The following is a 20,979-nucleotide window of genomic DNA, read 5'->3' as shown; positions in this document are numbered from 1 at the left end:
GAGAAAGTCCATCTTATCTTAAAATTTTATACGGTTAACAAGCGCAGAACATAACCATAATCGTTAGTAGTTTAGGAGTTTTTTTATGGACTTATCCCTAATTCCAGCACGGCCGAAGCCCGGCATTATTAATATTGTGATTGAGATAACTGGTGGGTGTAAGAATAAATATGAATTTGACAAACATTTACAAGCTTTTACTCTAGATAGAGTATTATATTCATCTGTAAAGTATCCGTATGACTACGGCTTTGTACCCAACACATTAGCTGATGATGGCGACCCTCTCGATGGTATGGTCTTGATGGATGAACCAACTTTCCCGGGGTGTATAATTGCATCAAGGCCAATTGGGATGCTGGAAATGATTGATGGTGGTGATCGAGATGAAAAAATCCTTTGTGTTCCTGATAAGGATCCTAGATATACACAAGTAACATCTTTAAAGAATATTGCTCCTCATAGATTAGAGGAAATTGCTGAATTCTTCCGCTCTTATAAGAATTTAGAAGGAAAAGTCACGGAAATTGTTAGCTGGCAAGATTTACAATCAGTTCAACCTTTACTTGACAAATATATTTTAGCAGGTAGGGGAGTTTAAACAGTAATCGGTAATGGGTAATTCGGAGTTCATTAATTAATGTAGGATAGATAAAAATTTATCCTATATTTAAATTGCCAATTCTTGAACAAACCATTACCAATCATTTAATTTATTGGTAAAAAATTAGAAATTAGCACCTGGATAATACCAAATACTGGCCAGACCTTGAATCATAAGCAAACAGTTTAGGTAATAACCTAATTCAACAAAAAATCGTTGATACTCGATTTACAAATTTTAATACTGCCTATAGATAAAAAGTACCTTGTACTCCATGCAAATGGTCTCTTGTAATAGGATAAAAACCTCAGCTATACAATACCCAGGATAATTTTTTTGATGTTCTGTTTTGCTTAAGGTTTTGTCTGAGACTTGAATATACCAGAACTTTTCTTATTCATGAGAATACTTACGCCCATTACAGAAGAACAGATTATAAGAGAATTCTCAATATTTTTTGGTTAAAAAGATAGCATTCTCACAAAAAAGAAGATTAAATAATATAGAACAGTTTATTAAGAGTTTAGATATATTTAGACTGATTATGAGTAATGGTATTGAATCTCCTATCCAATACCATTACTACTCAGAAAGGCAAAAGCAAAATTTCTCCAATAAGCTGCTAAGATAGCCTCACAAGAACTAGTTCAACCAGTACACCACAGTGTATCAAAGTAAGTTGGTTTCACCAATGAATTTTAAGAGATTGAAATTAATTTAGGTTCTATTTATTAGGATCTAGAAACTGATAATCTTCTTATTCCCCGTATAAAACCCAAGTTTAGTGACATACTCAAAGAGTAAAAATGAAAATCTTGAACTGATTATAACGATACTATCAAGCAAGTTTATTTCACTATAATTGAATTGAGAATAGAATTACAAAATTTCAACTTCAACTCTTAGTAATTTACTAACAACTCCAATATAATTATATTATTTTCATTGTCACTGTTGCCCCATAAACTCTAAACCCAATGCAGCATGCACTTCTTTTGGCAAAAATTCATAATTGTACTCTCACAGCCACAAATATTCATTATATTGGCAGCATTAGTATAGATAAAATCTTATTAGACCAAGCCAAGATTTTACACTACGAACAAGTACAAGTAGTTAATATTACTAATGGGGAACGGCTAATGACTTATGCTATCCCCGCTCCTGCTAATTCTGGAGCGATTGAATTAAATGGCGCAGCAGCTAGGTTAGGAGTTATAGGTGATCGTTTGATTATTATGACATATGGTTATTTATCACCAACGGAGATAAGTAACCATTCCCCCCAAGTTGTAATTGTAGATGAGAAAAACCGACTAGTAGAATCACACCATTATGATAGTCTTACAAATGATAATTAGTATAAATTACAACTATTAGTATAGTGCTAATACTATCTCCAGCTTATCTGGACGTGAGTGATATTAAAGATACTCTTGGTGCAATTCTTCAATATCAGATATTTGATCGCGAGTTAATAAATGAAACTAACCTTCATGGTAGTTTTACTGTTCATGTAAAAAAATGCAATCATACAATACCTGATTTTCCATGATTATGGCCGTCCAATATAATACAACTAAAATTTATATAACTCTTACCTTATATAGTTTTTGGGTATAAACCACCAATTTTCAACGGACCATAATCCTAATCCTTGTTTTTTATCGTCTGGTAGTTTAAACAACCTTATAGTTATATTCTTGGTTTTAAGCTTCCCTAGTATAAGTATTCCAATGTAACATGTGTAGAACTCTGATTGTATATATCCTATTTTAGAAGGGTATTAATTTTTAAAAAATATTTAAAAATTAGTATCTCTCCTAATATACCTGGCCTTATTCTTAATACTAAATGTAATATATGAGATAATTATAAATTATCTTTGAGAGTCCATTAAGTTAAGGGAGGTTTATGAATATGTAAAAAAGGCAGACTAATAATATTTTCACTACTCTAGACTAGAGGACTTTTTGTAATTACATATAGTTCTAGAAAATAAACTTATATACCTAGGTTTTTTAACATAATATCTACCCGAATAACACCATCTGTTTCACCTTTGCTTTGATACAAAGAACGGGCTTTTTTAAATTTATTGACAGCTTCTTGACGGCGACCCTGCTTTTTCATTTCTGCGCCCATGAGCTCATATGCACGGGCATTTATGGGATCAAGTTCCAATAGTTTTTTATATGCCCACTCAACTGCCCCATAATCACCTAAATAAGACTGAGTTATCATCAAACCTAAATAAGCATTTTTATTATTTCTATTCAATTGAATTGCCTTACGATAGGCTTCCTTTGCAGCCTTAATATTCCCTAGGTTGCCATGGACATAAGCTACAGCATAGTAATAATCGCTACTATTTTGATTAAGCGCGATTGCACGACGGTAAGAAATTAATGCACTGCGGAAATCTCCTTTTTTTGCCTGTAGGAAACCAATTCCAGCAGGAATAGTATGATTGCCTGGTTCTAAGACAGCAGCTTTTTGATAAACAGTAATTGCTCTTTCATAGTCTTCTGCACCAAAAAGTTCTCGCCCTTTATTGAGTAGATTAACTACCTCTGGACTACTTTTCCGTGCAATTAATACTTGTGCCTGAGCTAATGAAGGCATTGTTGCAGCAATGCTCTTGACTAAAAGAATACTAACTATAAGAAATATGCGTCTATACACTGCAAGTTACCTGAATGCTTTTGTAACTATTTCGAACTCTTTTGGAATTGCTAGCTTACCAGCTTATTAAAATAATAATATTCTTTCTTGCACACCAGATAAATTAACACACCATGAAAAACCACACTTAAATGATAATATATTCTATTAATGTTAGGGTAACAATTATTTGTAACTATGACAATGTTTATTTGAGAAGATATCACTGGACAATAATTAGTATAAAAGAATGCACATGATGTGAGAATTACCATACATAAGTATAAATGTCTGATAGTCAAGCCTCAAAGAATATTACAAATATGGTAAAAGACTAATCTTCTCTAACAACTGTTAGATAGTAAAAGGCTAAAATATTTAGCAATAACAAGTATGGATAAGCAGGTATAATAGAAAGAATAGATATAGAGACAAATAAGCAAAGTTATAGAGGTGATACACTATAACAGATGTGCTTAATTTAAGTGAAGAATATGAGTTTAAAATTTCATGAATAATGATGTTAAAGAATATATTTAAAGAAGAGTAAAAATAACATAAGTAATAAACATAATTGATGATACCTAGTAAGATAAATATTGGAGAATATACAGAAAACGGAATGAGTATAGTTTTCTAGATTAGATAAACCTGAGATATTTTAAGACCATATATATATAAATATAGTAGAACGAAGAATTCAGGAGTAAGCGGGTTAAAATCAAAGTATATTAATTAATATAGTTACTATAAAAGCCAATAGAGATATAAAATCCTGGAAATTTACTTGCTTATTTTTGAAGTTTTCGTAGTGGTATATAAACACATACAATGATTAAAATAGACATTACCAAGATTAAACATATAAAGATATAGTTTAGATAGCAAGACTTTTTAGGAAGGACAAAATTACTTATGTAACAAATTCATGGAGTGGAAATTTCTATGGGCAAATCAGTTTGCAACAAATCAACTAAAATACTGGGCAGTAGGTAAGGTACTAGGAATAGTATTGCCTAGAGAAGGGTTAAATCTAACCAGTCAATCTATATGGGTAGTACACCCTATTTATTGAAATAACATTGAAATAACGTAGAAGAGTATTTATCAGTTTTCATTAAAGTTTGAGGTTTTATTCAATTCTTAGAATTTGTTTCTAAATATAATTACTATGTATATATAACATAGTGCTCCTACCAAATTTAAACAGAAATACTGTGGAGATTGATATAATTCAATTGATTGGGTCTTTCAACTTAAATAAATAAGATATTCTGTTAACACTTATCAGCTTTATATATAAAAGTTCAAAAAATTTGAATATTTACCTGAAAAACTTATAAGTTTTTCAGGTAAATATTCAAATTTTAATGTAAAGTTAAACAGCCTATTAGTTTATTATTATGCCTCATAGATACAGTCCAAAAATATTTATTTTGTAGGATATACAGACATCTAAAATGCTAATAAGTTAGCTATATAAACTTTACTTATATTAGTCATCAGGAAAAATTAGTAGTGGTACAATTTGATTTTTTAACTAAGTGATCAAGGCTATACTCACGTCTGTTATAAAGAATATTTTTTTTGATCTACTCCAATTTATGTCTGATTTTTTACTAGTTAATTAAGGGGCCTCGCAGTCTGAAATTTATTTTAAACTCCAGGTAATATTTTCTGTTTTATTCAATGATAACAATGGGATAGATAAAATTATTTGAACTGCCAGATTTTTAAATTACCGTTTTCATCACCACTTGCCAAAATATCTCCACTCGGACTAAATGTAAGATGTTTGATACCAGATGTATGACCAGTAAGAGTATTAATCAACACTCCTGTATTTAGATTCCACAGTTTAATTGTCTGATCAGCACTACCACTAACTAGGATTTTACTATCAGGACTAATAGCTACAGAGTAGACTTCACTAATATGTTCATATAAAGTCCAAATAACCTCTTTAGTACTCAAATTCCATAGTTTAATGGTTCCATCTGAACTACCACTAGCAAGTAATTTCCCATGAGGGCAAATAGCTATATCATTTACACTTGACGAGTGCCCTGATAAACAAGCAACTTCTATTTTATTCTTGATATTCCACATTTTAATAGTTTTATCATGGCTACAACTAGCAATAGTTTGACCACTGGGACTAACAATAACAGTATTTACCCAATCTCTATGCCTCATTAATGGCAATTCTCCATTGGGATTACGCACTAATTTACCTGTGTTTGTATCCCATATTTGTATATTTTTGCCACGATCACCACTTATTAACAGCCTACCATCAGTACTGAAGGTAAGACTGTTTACTCCATTCACATGGCCAATAAATTGATGAATTAGTTTACCTGTAGCTAACTCCCAAAATTCAATTGTTCCAGCTACACGACCAGTAGCGATCATTTTATTGTCTGAACTAATAGTGATCGCTTGCATAATACTTGAAATAGGAGAAAAAGTACGAACCAATTGACCTAAAGATAAATTCCAAAGTTTAATTGACAATCTTCCTGTTGCCAAAAACTGCCCATCACTACTAAAAGTAATAGCTGGTGAATTATGAGTTAAAGTATTATTACAAATCAACTGTGATTTTCCAGCCTGCTGATCCCAGGTATTGACCTTTAAGTCCTGATGGCCATTTAAATTTAATACCTCTAAATAAGTTGTTATGCTTTGGTTTGTAGAGATCCCGGAGGTTAAAAATTCACCGTTATTATTTATTACGCCATCAGTTTTCATTTCCTGCATTCTTCAATATAGTCCTTTCTAGAGAATAGCTTTCGTCCATTATTTATATATTCACCATTTTTTTGAATATGTGCCACTACTTTACGAAATAAATTCTCAGATATGAATTTCGGTTTTGAATAGTTATTTCTTCAGCAATAATTTCTAAGATTATGGATTGAAAATAGTCGTGTATCTCAAAGTTAATAAGAGTTATATTATGCACATGTAAAGATATTCGTCCAAAACTAGATAGTAAAGTATGGAGATGTTTAATATTAGAGCAGTTGGTATACTAACTAATAAAGATATAAGGAATATATAAACTCAATATCATCAGGGATTTTAAATATTAATTTTTTTGGTTAAAACCACTATTTATTAAACAGGCTCTTTTAAAAGAGTCATAATAATAAATTGATAGTTAATAGTATTCTTATAAACACTTCTACATCAAGGGTTACTCTGAAAATATAACATGTAGAAAAATTTGCATTTATGAGCTATATAAGCCCCTGGGCTAAATCTATTATCCAGTACAAAGTTAGCATGTATATTCAGTCTATAGAAAAGGAATAGTAAACCTTTAAGTATAGCCTTACTTAATTTAATATAAATACAAAATAGTAAGCTTAAAGCAATAAATAATTTTTGATGTCTTACCATTTGCTTTTTCTTATAAATACTCTTACAGAAGTTTGGTTAATAATTTAAATCATCTTATATCCCTACAGAATAATGGTAGCTTCCAATAATTCATAAACATTTTAACAATGTTGCTATAGGGAATAAATTCTCATATTATTCAAGGTAAAAGACACAAGATTTTATATTCGGATACAATAATCAATACCTGGATTATTACTCATTTTTGAATAAGAATTATTAGAGATAAGTTAGTACTAATATTAAAATTTATAGTCGTTATTTTGCATGTAATAATATTAGATATGCAATGTTGATTTTTCTGTAAAAACTTATATTAGAAGACTATCAATCTTAACATATAAATCTTAGTTTACTTAGTTAGTTTATCTAGTTGCTTAATACTACATTATCTTGGTAGCCTAAACACTGGTAATGTTTTGAGCTTTTACTTATAATTATGGTGTGGTAAGCATGTAAATTAAGCGATTATTCTTCTATGATAATGCTATAAGTTTCAGAGCTAAATAATAAAGTTGATATATGCCCCAAATTATAGATAAATCTGTTCAAAATGGGAGTAATAATTCTGGTAAATCACACGAACAAACAGGTTCAATACATGTGATAGAAATATTCAGTAATAAAAGTTAATTGTTAATTTCTGCCATTTCAACTACCATACCATCATAATCTTTAACTAAAAAATTTAATGGTTTCTTGCTACGAATTTTAAATTTCAAACCTCTTACTTCCACTCGCATTAAAATTAATTCTAAGCAGTCATGGTCAAAGCAGACATGACGTTGATTATTTCGTTTCCCCAAACTTGCACCAGTAATAATATGTAGCTGAGTATTTTTCTTCAACTGATACCAGAGACCTGCTGTAGCAATAGAAGTATTACTGCTAGAAAAACTAGGATTACTTGCTAGGTATAATGGGTCTAATCCTGTTGCACCAATAGTTTGCTCATAGTTATGATAGTAGTGCAAAGGCACTTCAGCTTTTGGTAAATCCAGTATTATTTCATATAAATGGCGTGCCACTTCCAAATCCGACACCATAACAGTGTATACTTTTGGCGCACTGGTGAGGAACATCCACATAGCACCGGCATATGCTGCTAATAGCATTACCATAATACCTTGCGTGGAAAATAAACTGTCAAATGGCAAGAAAAAGCCTATAGTAAAAAATTGAAGTAATAACGATGTAAAACTAGTTGCTATAACCATAAACAAATAATAATTTTATAATAGAGAGAAATTGGGTTCCATCAAAATGAAAACAAAATTTGGGCCCGTTTGTTAAGTGTAACAATATCTGAACTTTCTGGATGTTAATTCCAAACAGACTAATACTTAAGATATGATTCTTATGAATTTATCGACAAACATTACAATGTAATCAAAAAAGAATTTTTCATAGTAAAAAGTTAAGGATCTTACTTGTAACCTACTAATAGCTGATAATTTGTAGTTTTATATTCTTATATAAATAATCTAACCAGCTCAAGCTGATTTCAACTGTGCATATTCCCCATTTCCCTGAAGCGAAACACCCTTTAATTCAGTCCTTATTTCACCACAGTGACCACGAACTGGTAATATTTTTCCAGGCTAACCTTGATTCTGGTAAATACTTTACAGCGCTTTTTTGTCGTTATAGTCCCATTATATACACTGTAATTCAACACTCGGTAAGATCACCTGTGCAAGCTGATTATTTATTTGCTCTGACCTGGAAACACATTTACTACGAGTTAGGAGGAGTGAATTTGGAAAGTCAAATAGATGGCAAATGCATTAACTTGCAAAACTGGCTAATAAACATGACTGCTTACTGTATTAATGCCATGGAAGTACCTCCGACAGAGCAAATTAATTATTCCCTAAAATCTACTTCTCCACCTTTATGGTGTTATGTAGAAAAGGCTTTAGAGCAACTACCAGCCATGCTAAGACTGATAGTTTTAATGGCTCAAACCTTTCATTGGAGTGAGACCCGAATTGCTGCTTATCTTCAAGCAGAAGGAGAAGCGATTGCCCCCAACGAGATAGCTATTTTTCTTCAAGAAGGCTATCGTATGTTAGAAGATAAATTGCCATCAGACATACGCTCTATTTATTTGGGAGGATAACTAAATCAGCTTTACTATCCAGTATAAATTATATACTTACGAGTTCTATATTTGTCTATATCAGGCATTATTGTCGATGCGAAAATGCCATAAACTAATAGGAAATTCAAGTGTAGCAAGTGGGTAAATATTGCTTGTATAATACAATTGTATTCCATAATGAAATTTTAAAGGCCAGTCAGCTGAATCACTAATAAAAGAATTGAAATCAAGATTAAAATTAATTGGCTTATAAAACACTTTTAAAAAAGTAAAATCATATGGTGAAGCAAGAGTATTTGATTATTATTATTGAATTAGTAATTATGATGGAAGTCTATTAATGATGAAACCTTGATTTTGACTGTATGACACATATAAGATTTTAGCAACAGCGATATCATAAAAAATAACCGATTTCAATATTGATACCCTGTAATGAGAATCATTTAAGATACAGACTTTAAAGTAACCTAGCTATCAGCAATCATTATTGTTCTTGTAGTTTATTAATCTTAGACTAGCTAATCTGATCAATCTATTTATAAATTTACAAACACAAATAACTGATGGCTAATAGCTAATAAAAGATTTATGCCATTTGATTTTCGATCGCCCATCGGGCTAGTTCGGTGCGATTGTGAAGATTGGTTTTGCCCAACATATTAGACACATGGCTTTCTACAGTTCGCTGACTGACATTAAGCTCTTCAGCTATTTCCCTGTTTGCTAGACCTCTAGCTACAAACTGAACAACCTTCAATTCAGTAGGAGTTAACTGTACATCAAAGGGAACTTGAATTCGAGAACTATTGTCCCCTCCTTTTGCTTGATGCTCTTTCCAGCGAATAGTTTGCTTAAGGGAAGACTCCACTTGAGCTACAAGTTCCTCTGGTTCAAAGGGCTTAACCATGTAAACATCAGCACCCTTATTGAGGCCTTTAACACGATCAGCACTTTGCCCCTTAGCTGAAAGGAAGAGTACAGGAATCCAACCAGTGCGTTCTGTTTGCCGGACTTGTTCTACAAAAGTGTAGCCGTCCATTTCCGGCATCATCACATCACAGATGATCATATCGGGGATATCCTGCTCTAGAATATCCAATGCTTCCCGTCCATTTTCAGCGGTTGTGACTTCATATCCCCGGAATTCTAAATAATCCTTCACCAGCAAAATGAGGTTGGGGTCATCGTCAATAAGCAGTAGTCGTTTGTAATCTTTCATGCTGGGTTCTTTCATAGCAGTGGCACTTGTCGCACTTCTTTCCATCAACTTCCTGAGTAATTTCCTCTATCTTGGACTACTGAAAATTGGTAACTTTTCTTACTTACTTTGATTTGGCTTAAGTGTAATTATTACTAATTCAAAAACCACTAAAACCATTGACAAATGTATAGTAAGGATACGTAGAGCAGTAGTTTTCATAATGCGATATATAATAGCGCATTGAAAGAGCTCGGCCAAAAAATACTGAACAAATAATAATCATTTTAGATTTACTCCATAAATTTTGTGTTTCAGGGAAAACCTAAAATTTTAAAAAATTGAGCAATTTGGAAGATGCAAAAAAGTATATGTTTCAATTACTTGAATAAGATTAAGATTCTATCAGTTGTAAAACAGATACAAAACTTTTTTCTGGTAGGTGAGGTTTGAGAAAACATGTTCTGCCACAAGCCGTTTCCGAAGTGAGCGTTCTTGAATAATTTCTAAAATCACTTCCAGGTTTGTTTGGTAATAGCACCCTCTGGGTAGACAACTTACGAATCAGCTAACTACAATCAACCAGCAAAACATACGTCTCAGTTCCAAAAAGAAAAACATTGATAGTTTGGAAAAATCTAACCTCAACTCCTTCAGCTTTCTTTCTAAGTACTGACTTGAATCTAGACTATTTTGCTTTGGACAAAACTCTAAATTTGTCTTGGTCAGCATCAGCGGAATATACCTTGGAATTTTTATTAGTCTCAAGCCTTATGTATTCTTATTCATATTTCTAGGTTGTTTGGCTATTCTCTCTAGAGAAAATACCTCTGGGATCATAATGTTTGTAATATTTCAACATTGTCTAATTTTCTCGCTTTCTTATTAGTCATCTACGATATATCTTTGATTACAGTTCTATAATCAATTTACCCAGTCTGCAAAGATAATTTAGTATATATCACTAGTTTGTGGAAATTTATGTTGACATGAATACGTTTAGGGCTAAAACATAAAAAAGAGACACATATCAATCTGAAACTAGAAATCTATATAGAAATCTAAAATTACGTCCATTATAAGTTCGGTAACCCGTACAAGAAAGTTTGTTGCCATTAGATGCTTTATTTCGGTAGATTAGCACTCAGGAGTTGAGAGTGCTAACTCTGGAGTAATTTTATGGCAGCAGTATCTTTAAGCGTTTCTACAGTAAAACCCCTAGGCGATCGCGTATTTGTGAAAGTGAATGCCTCCGAAGAAAAGACCGCGGGTGGCCTTTATTTGCCAGATACCGCAAAAGAAAAGCCACAGGTAGGTGAAGTTATATCTGTTGGTGAGGGTAAGTTGAAAGACGATGGTGGCCGTCAGGTCATAGATGTGAAGATTGGAGACAAGGTTCTTTATTCTAAGTACGCTGGTACTGACATAAAGTTGGGAGTAGATGAATTTGTACTACTTTCAGAAAAAGATATCCTGGCAATTGTTTCATAGAGTCATCTGTCTCTGGTTCTGAGTTGTCATATTGATTAACTGTGATTTAACTCAGTACCAAAAACTTTAACAAATAGGATCAATTACAAATTTAAGACTTAAAGAACCGTAATAACTGGGGAAATATGGCAAAACGTATTATTTACAATGAAAGTGCTCGTCGGGCCTTGGAAAAAGGCATGGATATTTTGACTGAAGCAGTTGCCGTTACCCTTGGTCCAAAGGGACGTAACGTAGTATTAGAGAAAAAGTTTGGTGCACCCCAGATTGTTAACGACGGGGTAACCATTGCAAAAGAAATTGAGTTGGAAGACCATGTGGAAAACACAGGGGTTTCTCTGATTCGCCAAGCTGCCTCCAAGACAAATGATGCTGCCGGCGATGGTACAACCACCGCAACTGTTTTGGCTCATGCTATGGTTAAAGAAGGTCTGCGCAACGTTGCTGCTGGTGCAAATGCTATTTTATTAAAGCGTGGTATTGATAAAGCAGCTGGTTTTTTGGTAGAACAAATTGCCAAGCACTCTCGCCCTGTAGAAGATTCTAAAGGCATTTCTCAAGTAGGTTCAATTTCTGCTGGCAATGATGAAGAAGTTGGTAGCATGATTGCCTCTGCAATGGATAAAGTCGGAAAAGAAGGGGTTATTTCCCTGGAAGAAGGGAAGTCCATGACTACCGAATTAGAAATTACTGAGGGCATGCGTTTTGATAAGGGCTATATCTCCCCTTATTTTGCAACTGATACTGAACGTATGGAAGCAGTTTTTGATGAGCCTTATTTATTGCTCACTGACAAAAAAATTGCTTTGGTACAAGATTTAGTTCCTGTATTAGAGCAGGTTGCTCGTGCTGGCAAACCCCTGGTAATTATCGCTGAAGATATTGAGAAAGAAGCCTTAGCTACTTTAGTTGTGAACCGTCTACGCGGTGTACTAAATGTAGCTGCTGTTAAGGCTCCTGGTTTTGGTGACCGACGTAAGGCGATGCTAGAGGATATTGCTGTTCTTACTAGTGGTCAGTTGATTACTGAAGATGCTGGCTTGAAGTTAGAAAGTACTAAGCTGGATATGCTTGGTAGCACCCGTCGTGTAACCATTACCAAGGATAATACTACAATTGTTGCAGAAGGTAATGAGACTGAGGTTAAGGCTCGTTGCGAGCAAATTCGCCGTCAGATGGAAGAAACTGAGTCTTCTTATGACAAGGAAAAGCTGCAAGAACGTTTAGCCAAGTTATCTGGTGGTGTAGCAGTAATTAAGGTGGGTGCTGCTACTGAAACTGAAATGAAAGACAAGAAATTGCGCTTAGAAGATGCAATCAACGCTACTAAAGCTGCAGTGGAAGAAGGTATTGTTCCTGGTGGTGGTACAACTATGGCTCACCTAACTCCCGAATTAGAAAATTGGGCAAATAGTAATCTTAAAGATGAAGAATTGACAGGTGCATTGATTGTAGCTCGTGCTTTGCCTGCTCCTTTGAAAAGGATTGCAGAAAATGCTGGTCAAAACGGTGCAGTAATTTCTGAGCGTGTAAAAGAGAAAGAATTCAATGTAGGCTATAATGCTGCTACTAACGAGTTTGTAGACATGTTTGAGGTTGGTATTGTTGATCCTGCTAAGGTGACTCGTTCTGCACTGCAAAATGCAGCTTCTATAGCTGGCATGGTGTTAACAACTGAGTGTATTGTAGTTGATAAGCCAGAACCCAAGGATGCTGCTCCTGCGGCTGCTCCTGGTATGGGTGGTGACTTCGACTACTAAAATAATTTGCACTGCAGTTATTTTACCCAGACTGAAAATCAATAATGGCTGTCTTCTCTCATGGAGGCGGCTTTTTTGGTTATATCAATGATGGAGATATATAGTAGGTACAATAATCCAGGGCTGATTCAATAGTATTTTTCTTGTGAAGCGTATTTTACGCTGTGAAGTTAACATAAAGTCTTCATCAAACCTCAATCAACTTGTAAAAAAGACCTGATCAATCCATAGTTTTCATCCATAATACAATATGCATGGTTAACTAAGCTTACTATTTCTCCTACTTTGATATTGAATATACTCCCTACCATATGTCTCATGTTCTTAAAGAATTTACACGCTAAAATCACTCGTGATTTATATACTGAAGAATTGATAATGGTTCTACCAAATGCAATATTGTACAGACAAAATTTAAAGCCAATAGGAGATGGCATCACCCTCATTAACAAATAATATATATTGACTTCCATATCAGCTTAGTATCAACACCCTCATGGATTAACTTCAGGGATTTAACCTATTTAGGCAATTAACTATTCATATGTCTGACTTTGAAGTAAGCTTCATCTGTTTATTATGATGTTAATACACAATAATAATGCTTGCTATCAATACTTCAATTTATTGTTTTTACAGTTATACTTATGTGATCGTATATTGTGACTGTAAATTATTTAAGTAACTTCCTCTGCAGTGCTTTCTGATAATTTTCCATCTTTGACTAAACCTTAATTATTTATAAAATAAATAAAGAATAGTTACTTTTTGTATGAGATATGAGTGCAGACTAATGAAAAAACACTCACACTTACCTTGACATAGCAGGAGTTTAACAAATGATTAGTGAAACAAAACCGAGTGTTACCCCCAAAATTGAAGAACCCAAGTTCGGATTTAACGAATATGCAGAACGTCTAAATGGCAGAGCTGCAATGATTGGTTTCCTTTTATTAGTGGTTATCGAATATATCACTGATCAGGGGATATTATCGTGGTTGGGCTTGAAATAAACAACTGACCTAATATATGCCAGGTAGGGAATATAAAAATGGAGAAAATTCCTCACAAGGTTTTCTTTTATTTGTATATTCCCTACTCAACTTTATTTTTATGGTAACTGTCCAATTTAAGATAGACTCTTATAACTTTGTGGTAATAATTATTTTTCCTTATTTCCCTTATTTCTTATTTACGTCATAATTTCAGAAATACGGTAAACCGATCCTCGTTTAAGTCTCATACATAACTTTTATCCCTAGAAGGTGGAGACTATTATCATATAATAAAGCTTAAATCAGACTATGTTAAACGTGATTGAAGTGTTATCACTAAACTTGTGTGTAAAGAAATAGAAAATAAACTAAAATTAAGTTCTTATGAATGCTGTATTGCCTCGTTTCTTAAAATTAAGCTACCGCAGGGAGCCTCTAATTAGTGCCCTCATAACTATAGGTATAGTTGATACAATCATAGGTGGATTCAATGATAGTTGGTCTTTATTTAGTATTGGCCTAAGTACAATAGGTATAACAAGTATAGCCTTACTGTGGCGGTTATGGTCACATAATCAACGGCTTCAGTCAAAGACTGAAAAGTCTGTAGCACAGCAACAACAATATTATTTACCCTCTCAACCAATAAGTTCTCCCTCTAAATTGCCAATATTAACCATACCGAAGGAAAAATCTCCTAGAAATTTAAAAAAATACCCCAATATAGAATAAATAATATTTATTAAAATATTATTCAATAAGGTAATTAATTCATCTTATAAAAAGATTTACAATACCGTTGTTACTGCCTATGCTTTTCAAGCATAAAATTGACTATAATAGCCTCTTTAAACTATGTAAGATAACTCCAACTGCTGTTAAAATTCGGTATTATTTGCCAACATAAGCATTATCTATTATAGATGCTGATCTTTTACAGACTTTGCCAATAATATCTTGAGAATAAATATTCCAGGAGATAGAAAAAGGGGTCTCTATAAATTCAATTTTATGATTATTCAAAGGAATTACTTTTCCTCTGAATATTTAAGTACTGATCAACATTACAAAAAACTGCCAAGCTAGAATATAACTATTATAAATTCCTCATGATAAAAAAACTTTATTATCAAATTTGAGGTTTAAATTTGGCTTTAAAACAAGCTTAATTAGGATATGATTATATCTTGAGACACAGACACCAAAATTTATGGAGTATTAGGGATATTTGAGATTCACTCTATACTTTATAATTTTATGAAGCTAAGTAATCTATTACTAAGTAATTTTATCAAGAAATTTTACAAATACATAATTAATTGTATACGAATCTCAAGATATTTGTTCTAGAGGTGGTCATAACCTCCGTGCTTTATAGATAAAATATATTTTTAAATGATTAAATCAATATAAAATTACCCACAACTGGTCAAGTATCTAGTCCTATTCTAATAGGCTCAAAGTTAAGTCCCAAATCGTATGCAATATATTGATTGGAGCAAAAGGAAAATCAATTATATGAATCCTTCCGAAACACATTTTTCTCCTGCAGAAATAGCTGCAGAAGGTATTAAGCCCCAAGAGTACGACGAAATAGTCAAAAGATTAAAGCGTCATCCTAATAAGGCAGAACTGGGTATGTTTGGGGTGATGTGGTCAGAACATTGCTGTTATAAAAACTCCCGAACTTTACTAAGTCAATTTCCCACTACAGGAGATCGAATTCTTGTAGGGCCAGGGGAGAATTCAGGCGTTGTAGACTTGGGGGATGGATTAAGACTGGCTTTTAAGATTGAATCTCACAATCACCCCTCTGCAGTAGAGCCATTTCAGGGCGCAGCAACTGGAGTTGGCGGTATTCTCAGAGATATTTTCACTATGGGTGCTCGTCCCATTGCGTTACTCAATTCTCTACGTTTTGGCGATATGCATGATACAAAAACACACAGGTTGCTCAGCGGTGTTGTAGCAGGAATAAGCCACTATGGTAACTGTTTATTGGGAAGTGAGACATTTGTTTGGCAGGATGAGAATGGTGTAAATTTTGATACTATTGGTAATTTTGTTGAATCCCGGCTTCATGGTAATTGCTCAACATTAGAGCTAGAAGATACAGCAGCAGTTAAAACACTTTCTGTCTGTCCGGATAGTAGCTCCAGTTGCTGGCAACGAGTAAGACGTTTATTTAAACGTAAAACAAAAATACTAATTAAAATTTGTACTTCTCTGGGGCGTAATCTCACTGTCACCCCAGATCATCCCATGTTAGTAAGAGAAAATGGTAATTGGGATATTTATCCTGCACAATGCCTAAAAGTTGGCCAAAAACTGCCAATACTTGTTTCTCTACCGGAAATATCAGAAGATGTCCTAACACTTGATTTGCTTAGAATTTTGGATATAAAAGACTATGTCAATATTGATGTACATTTACCAAAGAATTGGCAACCCACAGATGTTGTAGGTTTAGCTTTTCGATTACTAGAAACAAATATAGCTAGGCGTCACCAGTACTTGAAAACTGGTCAATTTCCTCTTAAATATTTTTTTAATTTAGAAACACTGATCAATATTTCACGAAGTCAAATTTACCTATCCCATTGTGGAGAGGAAAGTGAAATGAAAGCAGTAATCCAAGCAGATGTAGAATTTGCCCGCTTAATTGGTTACTACTTATCAAAAGGTCGTATATTGCCGGAGGGCAATACCTATAAAATCATCTTCATGTTTGCTCTTCATGAACAGGAATATGTAAATGATGTAGTAAAAGGACTTAAAAATTTGGGTTTTCATCCCTATATCGAAAATCTTACTGCTACCATTGCTGTTTATGTTACTTCTTGGCTATTTGGGCATATCTTAAAAAATGTTTGGCAATGTGGCGATATGCCTAGTAATAAGGCTATTCCTAGTTTTGTTTTGCGATGGTCTACAGATTTGCAGTATGAAGTCTTAAAAGTATTATTGCGAGTTGACAGTTTGCTAACAACTGAACTTCATAATTATAATCCCGAAATTACCTTTGAAACATCTAGTCGTAGGCTGTTTGATCAAACAGTGGCATTGATTCAAAACCAAGGATTGCTCCCATATATTTGCCAGTATCCAGAATCAACAGAAATAGAAGGTAATCAACATACACTACTATGGCGCCTGGAAGTTAATGATTCTGTTGTAGTCAAACCTTTATCAGAAGTTTTTAGTCAAGAACATAATTTAAAACTAACCACTGTTTTAAGGCAGGATAAAGGTACAAAATATTTTTTACCAGATTCTGCTCAAGACTCAGGCGACATTGGTTTAGTGAGAATCACAAGTATCGAAGTTCAAAATGTTGGTGAATGTAATGTCTACGATGTAGAAGTCGACAATACACATCTATTTGCAACAACTTCTGGCATTATTACCCACAATTGTGTTGGAGTACCGACTATTGGGGGTGAAGTATATTTTGATTCCTCCTATTCCAATAACCCCCTAGTTAATGTTATGGCATTAGGCTTAATGGAAACTCCCAAAATAATCAAATCTGGAGCTGTAGGGATTGGCAACCCTGTATTATATGTAGGTTCAACTACAGGAAGAGATGGTATGAAGGGTGCAAGCTTTGCTAGTGCAGAAATTAGTGGTGTTTCATTAGATGACCGTCCAGCTGTGCAAGTGGGTGATCCTTTTGTAGAAAAGTCTTTAATTGAAGCCTGTTTAGAAGCTTTTCAAACTGATGCAGTCATTGCTGCACAGGATATGGGTGCAGCTGGACTGACTTGTTCTACCTCAGAAATGGCTGCAAATGGTGGTGTAGGTATTGAGTTAGATTTAGATAAAATACCCACACGGGAGTATGGTATGACTCCCTATGAATACTTGCTATCCGAGTCACAGGAACGAATGTTGTTTGTGGTACATAAGGGTAGAGAGCAAGAAGTGATTGATATCTTCAAGCGTTGGAGTTTAAATGCTGTTGTGGCTGGAGAGATAATTAAGGAGCCTATAGTTCGTATATTATTCCAAGGAGAGGTAGCAGCAGAAGTACCAGCTATGGCTTTGACTAAGGACACCCCATTGTATGAGAGGAAAATTTTATCCGAGCCCCCAGCATATGTTCAGAAAGCTTGGGAATGGACAGCAGAATGTTTAAAAGGTCGTAGCATTAATGGTATTGAAGTTGTAGGACAAGCACAAACCTGGCAAGATATTCTCTTAAATTTACTTGCTACACCTAATATTGCTTCTAAACGTTCAATATATCGACAATATGATCATCAAGTACAAAATAATACTGTGATTTTACCTGGGGAAGCAGATGCTGCAGTAGTTCGCTTGCGTCCTCTAGAAAAGCATGATGGAAATTCTGATTTTAAAACTGGTATAGCGGCTACAGTGGATTGTAATCCCCGTTATGTTTATCTTAACCCCTATGAAGGTGCAAAAGCCGTGGTAGCGGAGGCAGCTCGAAATTTATCTTGTGTAGGAGCAGAACCTCTAGCTGTAACTGATAACTTGAATTTTGGTAGTCCGGAAAAACCAATTGGCTACTGGCAAATTGCAGAAGCTTGTAGGGGTCTATCAGAAGGCTGTCGAGAATTATCGACTCCTATAACAGGTGGTAATGTTTCCCTCTATAACGAAACTTTAGATGATCAAGGTAATCCCAAACCCATATATCCTACTCCTGTGGTTGGAATGGTCGGTTTAATCCCCAATTTAGATAAGATTTGTAGTCAAGGTTGGAAAAATGAAGGTGACAAGATTTATTTATTAGGATTACCCGTCCAGTCACAAGTAGCTCTGGGAGGATCAGAATACTTAGCTACTATCCACAAAACCGTTGCAGGAAAACCACCACAGGTTGACTTTGATTTGGAACGGAGAGTACAAGCTGCCTGTCGCTTTGGTATTCGTCAAAGTTGGATAAATTCTGCTCATGATAGTGCGGAGGGTGGATTAGCTGTGGCTTTAGCAGAATGTTGTCTGAGTGGAGAGATGGGTGCAACTATTGTTCTTAATTTGCCTTCCCAACAGCCAGAAAATTTCCAGTGGGATGAGTTATTATTTGGAGAGGGGGGAGCAAGAATAATTGTTTCTGTTGTACCCTCAGAACAAGAAGCTTGGGAAATATTTCTACAGGAAAACTTATGTGGTGTCTGGCAGAAGTTGGGTACTGTTGAGAGTAAAGAAAAAGGATTAAAAATTTCGACTATAGACCACCAAAGTATTATTAATGTTAACTATGAGTTAATGAGTGAAAGCTACTATAATGCTATTAGATTTTTTGGAAAGTAAAGGGTTGCTAAATAAAAAGATACCAGCATACTAAACCTTGAACAAACACTGGAGTAGTAATTGCTGATCCTGGAATATAAACACGTCAAAATAGGGCAAACCCTTAAAGCTCTACTGACAGACTTCATGATCAATATGTTTTTTCGTTTACATTGTTTCTTGTTGCAAGTATAACTCCACCACGTCCTCAGGACTACTACTAACAGGATAGAATTACAAGGGTTTTAAGATGATGTTTGCAAAGCTATAACAAGCAAAAACTATGCCAATCACCCGAAGATAATGTAGACAATAGTAACATGTCAAAACTTTTCTGATGTTTTGAGTAATAACTGATAGTCCTAGACTAGTTAGCAAAATATCATACCCTAAGCAGAATTAAGATGTAAGTGTGCTAGTTAACATTGGTTAGAAGTTTTTTAGCAATACAAAATCATCAGTTCTTTCAGGTATTATCAATGCTTGAATATTCTAGCATCAAAAAAATCTCACATTGTGTGAATAAATCCTATCAAGACTGATGCCTACACAGATAATTAATAAGACTAAATCATCTCTTATACCTCGTTTTATATTTTCACCATAATCAAAAACCACATTTCGATTTATAACTACTCTATTGTTACTTATATTTCAGACTAGATTCTAGTTTTTAAAAGGTTTTAATCAAAATTAATTCTGGCTCAAAAAAAACAAAGAAATCATAAAAGTGTTTATGATATTCACAGCACTATTTAATAGTATAATTTTTCAAATTAAAATCTGCTAATTTCTTTTAACTTTAATATAGGATTACAAGGGAAATCTGATTTTTATTCTGGCCTGATTAACCCTATAAGTCAGCACAGGATTATATCAAGATACTAATTAATCATTTTAATGATTAGGTAATTGGTAATTTAACACATATATATAAAGCCAATAGAAGCACTTAAGTATGAGGAATAGAAAATGTATTTATTTTAATTTTTTATTCTTAATGTAAGTATTGAGAAGACTTACGTCATTCCAATTATCAAGAGAAGCAGTCGTTCAAAGCCCACTGCCCCAATCAAGATATATGATAAATATCAAAAGCTACATCAATTGCTTAAAAGTCATACTCAAAGGTTTTCTCTCTAGGAATTGCATCATACCACTAAGATAAGCCCTATTGATATCACTGATCATTATACTAATTGCCATCTATTGATAATTATATATAAATAAAAATGCTTGGTTTGTAAAAAAATACCTGAATTCTCAAATATTTTCGAGAAAAATAACTCATGGAATATTTTGATAAGAATTATTTACTTTTAGACAAAGTATCTTTGCTAGGATTAGCTCTGATAGTGAATTAACCTTGTTGGAATAGAGTTGAGTATTCTTTATGAATTTTGATTACTAACTGTTATTAAGCTTTGATTTTATTACAGCACAAAAGTCTAATAGGTTTAACAAAAGAACGGGCTTACTGAATTTTAATT

General features: G+C 33.7%; 14 protein-coding genes. 10 read left to right on the top strand and 4 right to left on the bottom strand.

All coding sequences use genetic code 11. The features are described from left to right. The first annotated feature begins 85 nt into the window (after window positions 1-85). From RINTHH_RS07635 to RINTHH_RS10850, 3 genes are all read left to right on the top strand, one after another. Window positions 86-601 carry an inorganic diphosphatase gene (locus tag RINTHH_RS07635; RefSeq protein WP_008235019.1) on the top strand — a complete coding sequence of 172 codons (516 nt, stop codon included), beginning with the start codon at window positions 86-88 and terminating at the stop codon, window positions 599-601. Window positions 602-1,581: 980 nt separating this feature from the next. Continuing rightward, on the top strand, window positions 1,582-1,965 hold the full coding sequence (panD, locus tag RINTHH_RS07630; RefSeq protein WP_044304876.1) for an aspartate 1-decarboxylase: 384 nt from the start codon (window positions 1,582-1,584) through the stop codon (window positions 1,963-1,965). 23 nt (window positions 1,966-1,988) lie between these two features. After that, entirely contained in the window at window positions 1,989-2,159 is a 171-nt protein-coding gene (locus RINTHH_RS10850) for a hypothetical protein (protein ID WP_155943948.1), read from the top strand. Window positions 2,160-2,608: 449 nt separating this feature from the next. Here RINTHH_RS10850 and RINTHH_RS07625 read toward each other — a convergent pair whose 3' ends face one another. Further along, window positions 2,609-3,289 (bottom strand): tetratricopeptide repeat protein, encoded by a 681-nt coding sequence (locus RINTHH_RS07625; protein WP_008235016.1) that lies wholly within the window; start codon window positions 3,287-3,289, stop codon window positions 2,609-2,611. A gap of 907 nt (window positions 3,290-4,196) precedes the next feature. Between RINTHH_RS07625 and RINTHH_RS10845 the strand changes: the two genes are divergently transcribed. Next, a complete protein-coding gene (locus tag RINTHH_RS10845; RefSeq protein WP_008235015.1) occupies window positions 4,197-4,343 on the top strand; it encodes a hypothetical protein in 147 nt (48 codons plus the stop codon). Between the two features lie 638 nt (window positions 4,344-4,981). Here the strand turns inward: RINTHH_RS10845 and RINTHH_RS07620 are convergent. Beyond that, complete coding sequence (locus tag RINTHH_RS07620; RefSeq protein ID WP_155943947.1) at window positions 4,982-6,031, bottom strand: WD40 repeat domain-containing protein; 1,050 nt, start codon at window positions 6,029-6,031, stop codon at window positions 4,982-4,984. Between the two features lie 1,274 nt (window positions 6,032-7,305). Next, window positions 7,306-7,893 carry a glyoxalase-like domain protein gene (locus tag RINTHH_RS07615; RefSeq protein ID WP_044304875.1) on the bottom strand — a complete coding sequence of 196 codons (588 nt, stop codon included), beginning with the start codon at window positions 7,891-7,893 and terminating at the stop codon, window positions 7,306-7,308. A 293-nt stretch (window positions 7,894-8,186) separates the two neighbouring features. On the opposite strand from RINTHH_RS07615, the gene RINTHH_RS07610 reads away from it, so the two are divergent. Next, window positions 8,187-8,798, top strand: coding sequence for an RNA polymerase sigma factor (locus RINTHH_RS07610; protein ID WP_008235012.1), 612 nt, complete (start codon window positions 8,187-8,189; stop codon window positions 8,796-8,798). Window positions 8,799-9,369: 571 nt separating this feature from the next. On the opposite strand, the gene RINTHH_RS07605 is transcribed toward RINTHH_RS07610, so the two are convergent. Continuing rightward, complete coding sequence (locus tag RINTHH_RS07605) at window positions 9,370-10,047, bottom strand: response regulator transcription factor (RefSeq protein ID WP_008235011.1); 678 nt, start codon at window positions 10,045-10,047, stop codon at window positions 9,370-9,372. 1,113 nt (window positions 10,048-11,160) lie between these two features. On the opposite strand from RINTHH_RS07605, the gene groES reads away from it, so the two are divergent. From groES to purL, 5 genes are all read left to right on the top strand, one after another. Beyond that, on the top strand, window positions 11,161-11,472 hold the full coding sequence (gene groES / locus RINTHH_RS07600; protein ID WP_044304874.1) for a co-chaperone GroES: 312 nt from the start codon (window positions 11,161-11,163) through the stop codon (window positions 11,470-11,472). Window positions 11,473-11,597: 125 nt separating this feature from the next. Next, complete coding sequence (groL, locus tag RINTHH_RS07595; protein WP_008235009.1) at window positions 11,598-13,232, top strand: chaperonin GroEL; 1,635 nt, start codon at window positions 11,598-11,600, stop codon at window positions 13,230-13,232. Between the two features lie 839 nt (window positions 13,233-14,071). Beyond that, window positions 14,072-14,245, top strand: coding sequence for a CAB/ELIP/HLIP-related protein (locus tag RINTHH_RS10840; RefSeq protein WP_008235007.1), 174 nt, complete (start codon window positions 14,072-14,074; stop codon window positions 14,243-14,245). A gap of 366 nt (window positions 14,246-14,611) precedes the next feature. After that, window positions 14,612-14,959: a hypothetical protein gene (locus RINTHH_RS07585; protein WP_008235006.1), complete on the top strand. Its 348-nt coding sequence runs from the start codon at window positions 14,612-14,614 to the stop codon at window positions 14,957-14,959. Between the two features lie 786 nt (window positions 14,960-15,745). After that, window positions 15,746-19,510 (top strand): phosphoribosylformylglycinamidine synthase subunit PurL, encoded by a 3,765-nt coding sequence (purL, locus tag RINTHH_RS07580; RefSeq protein WP_044304873.1) that lies wholly within the window; start codon window positions 15,746-15,748, stop codon window positions 19,508-19,510. Window positions 19,511-20,979: the final 1,469 nt, after the last annotated feature.

The sequence above is a fragment of the Richelia intracellularis HH01 genome (assembly GCF_000350105.1).
Classification (GTDB): domain Bacteria; phylum Cyanobacteriota; class Cyanobacteriia; order Cyanobacteriales; family Nostocaceae; genus Richelia; species Richelia intracellularis.
The sequence above is the reverse complement of the archived record's forward strand: the minus strand, read 5'-3'. Positions and strand labels throughout refer to the sequence as shown.

What these genes read in the sequence shown, in the direction of transcription:
- groL (WP_008235009.1), top strand. Translation starts at nt 11,598, where the DNA reads ATGGCAAAACGTATTATTTACAATGAAAGTGCTCGTCGGGCCTTGGAA.
- RINTHH_RS07605 (WP_008235011.1), bottom strand. Translation starts at nt 10,047, where the DNA reads ATGGAAAGAAGTGCGACAAGTGCCACTGCTATGAAAGAACCCAGCATG.
- RINTHH_RS07585 (WP_008235006.1), top strand. Translation starts at nt 14,612, where the DNA reads ATGAATGCTGTATTGCCTCGTTTCTTAAAATTAAGCTACCGCAGGGAG.
- RINTHH_RS07635 (WP_008235019.1), top strand. Translation starts at nt 86, where the DNA reads ATGGACTTATCCCTAATTCCAGCACGGCCGAAGCCCGGCATTATTAAT.
- RINTHH_RS10840 (WP_008235007.1), top strand. Translation starts at nt 14,072, where the DNA reads ATGATTAGTGAAACAAAACCGAGTGTTACCCCCAAAATTGAAGAACCC.
- panD (WP_044304876.1), top strand. Translation starts at nt 1,582, where the DNA reads ATGCAGCATGCACTTCTTTTGGCAAAAATTCATAATTGTACTCTCACA.
- purL (WP_044304873.1), top strand. Translation starts at nt 15,746, where the DNA reads ATGAATCCTTCCGAAACACATTTTTCTCCTGCAGAAATAGCTGCAGAA.
- RINTHH_RS07615 (WP_044304875.1), bottom strand. Translation starts at nt 7,893, where the DNA reads ATGGTTATAGCAACTAGTTTTACATCGTTATTACTTCAATTTTTTACT.
- groES (WP_044304874.1), top strand. Translation starts at nt 11,161, where the DNA reads ATGGCAGCAGTATCTTTAAGCGTTTCTACAGTAAAACCCCTAGGCGAT.
- RINTHH_RS07620 (WP_155943947.1), bottom strand. Translation starts at nt 6,031, where the DNA reads ATGCAGGAAATGAAAACTGATGGCGTAATAAATAATAACGGTGAATTT.
- RINTHH_RS10845 (WP_008235015.1), top strand. Translation starts at nt 4,197, where the DNA reads ATGGAGTGGAAATTTCTATGGGCAAATCAGTTTGCAACAAATCAACTA.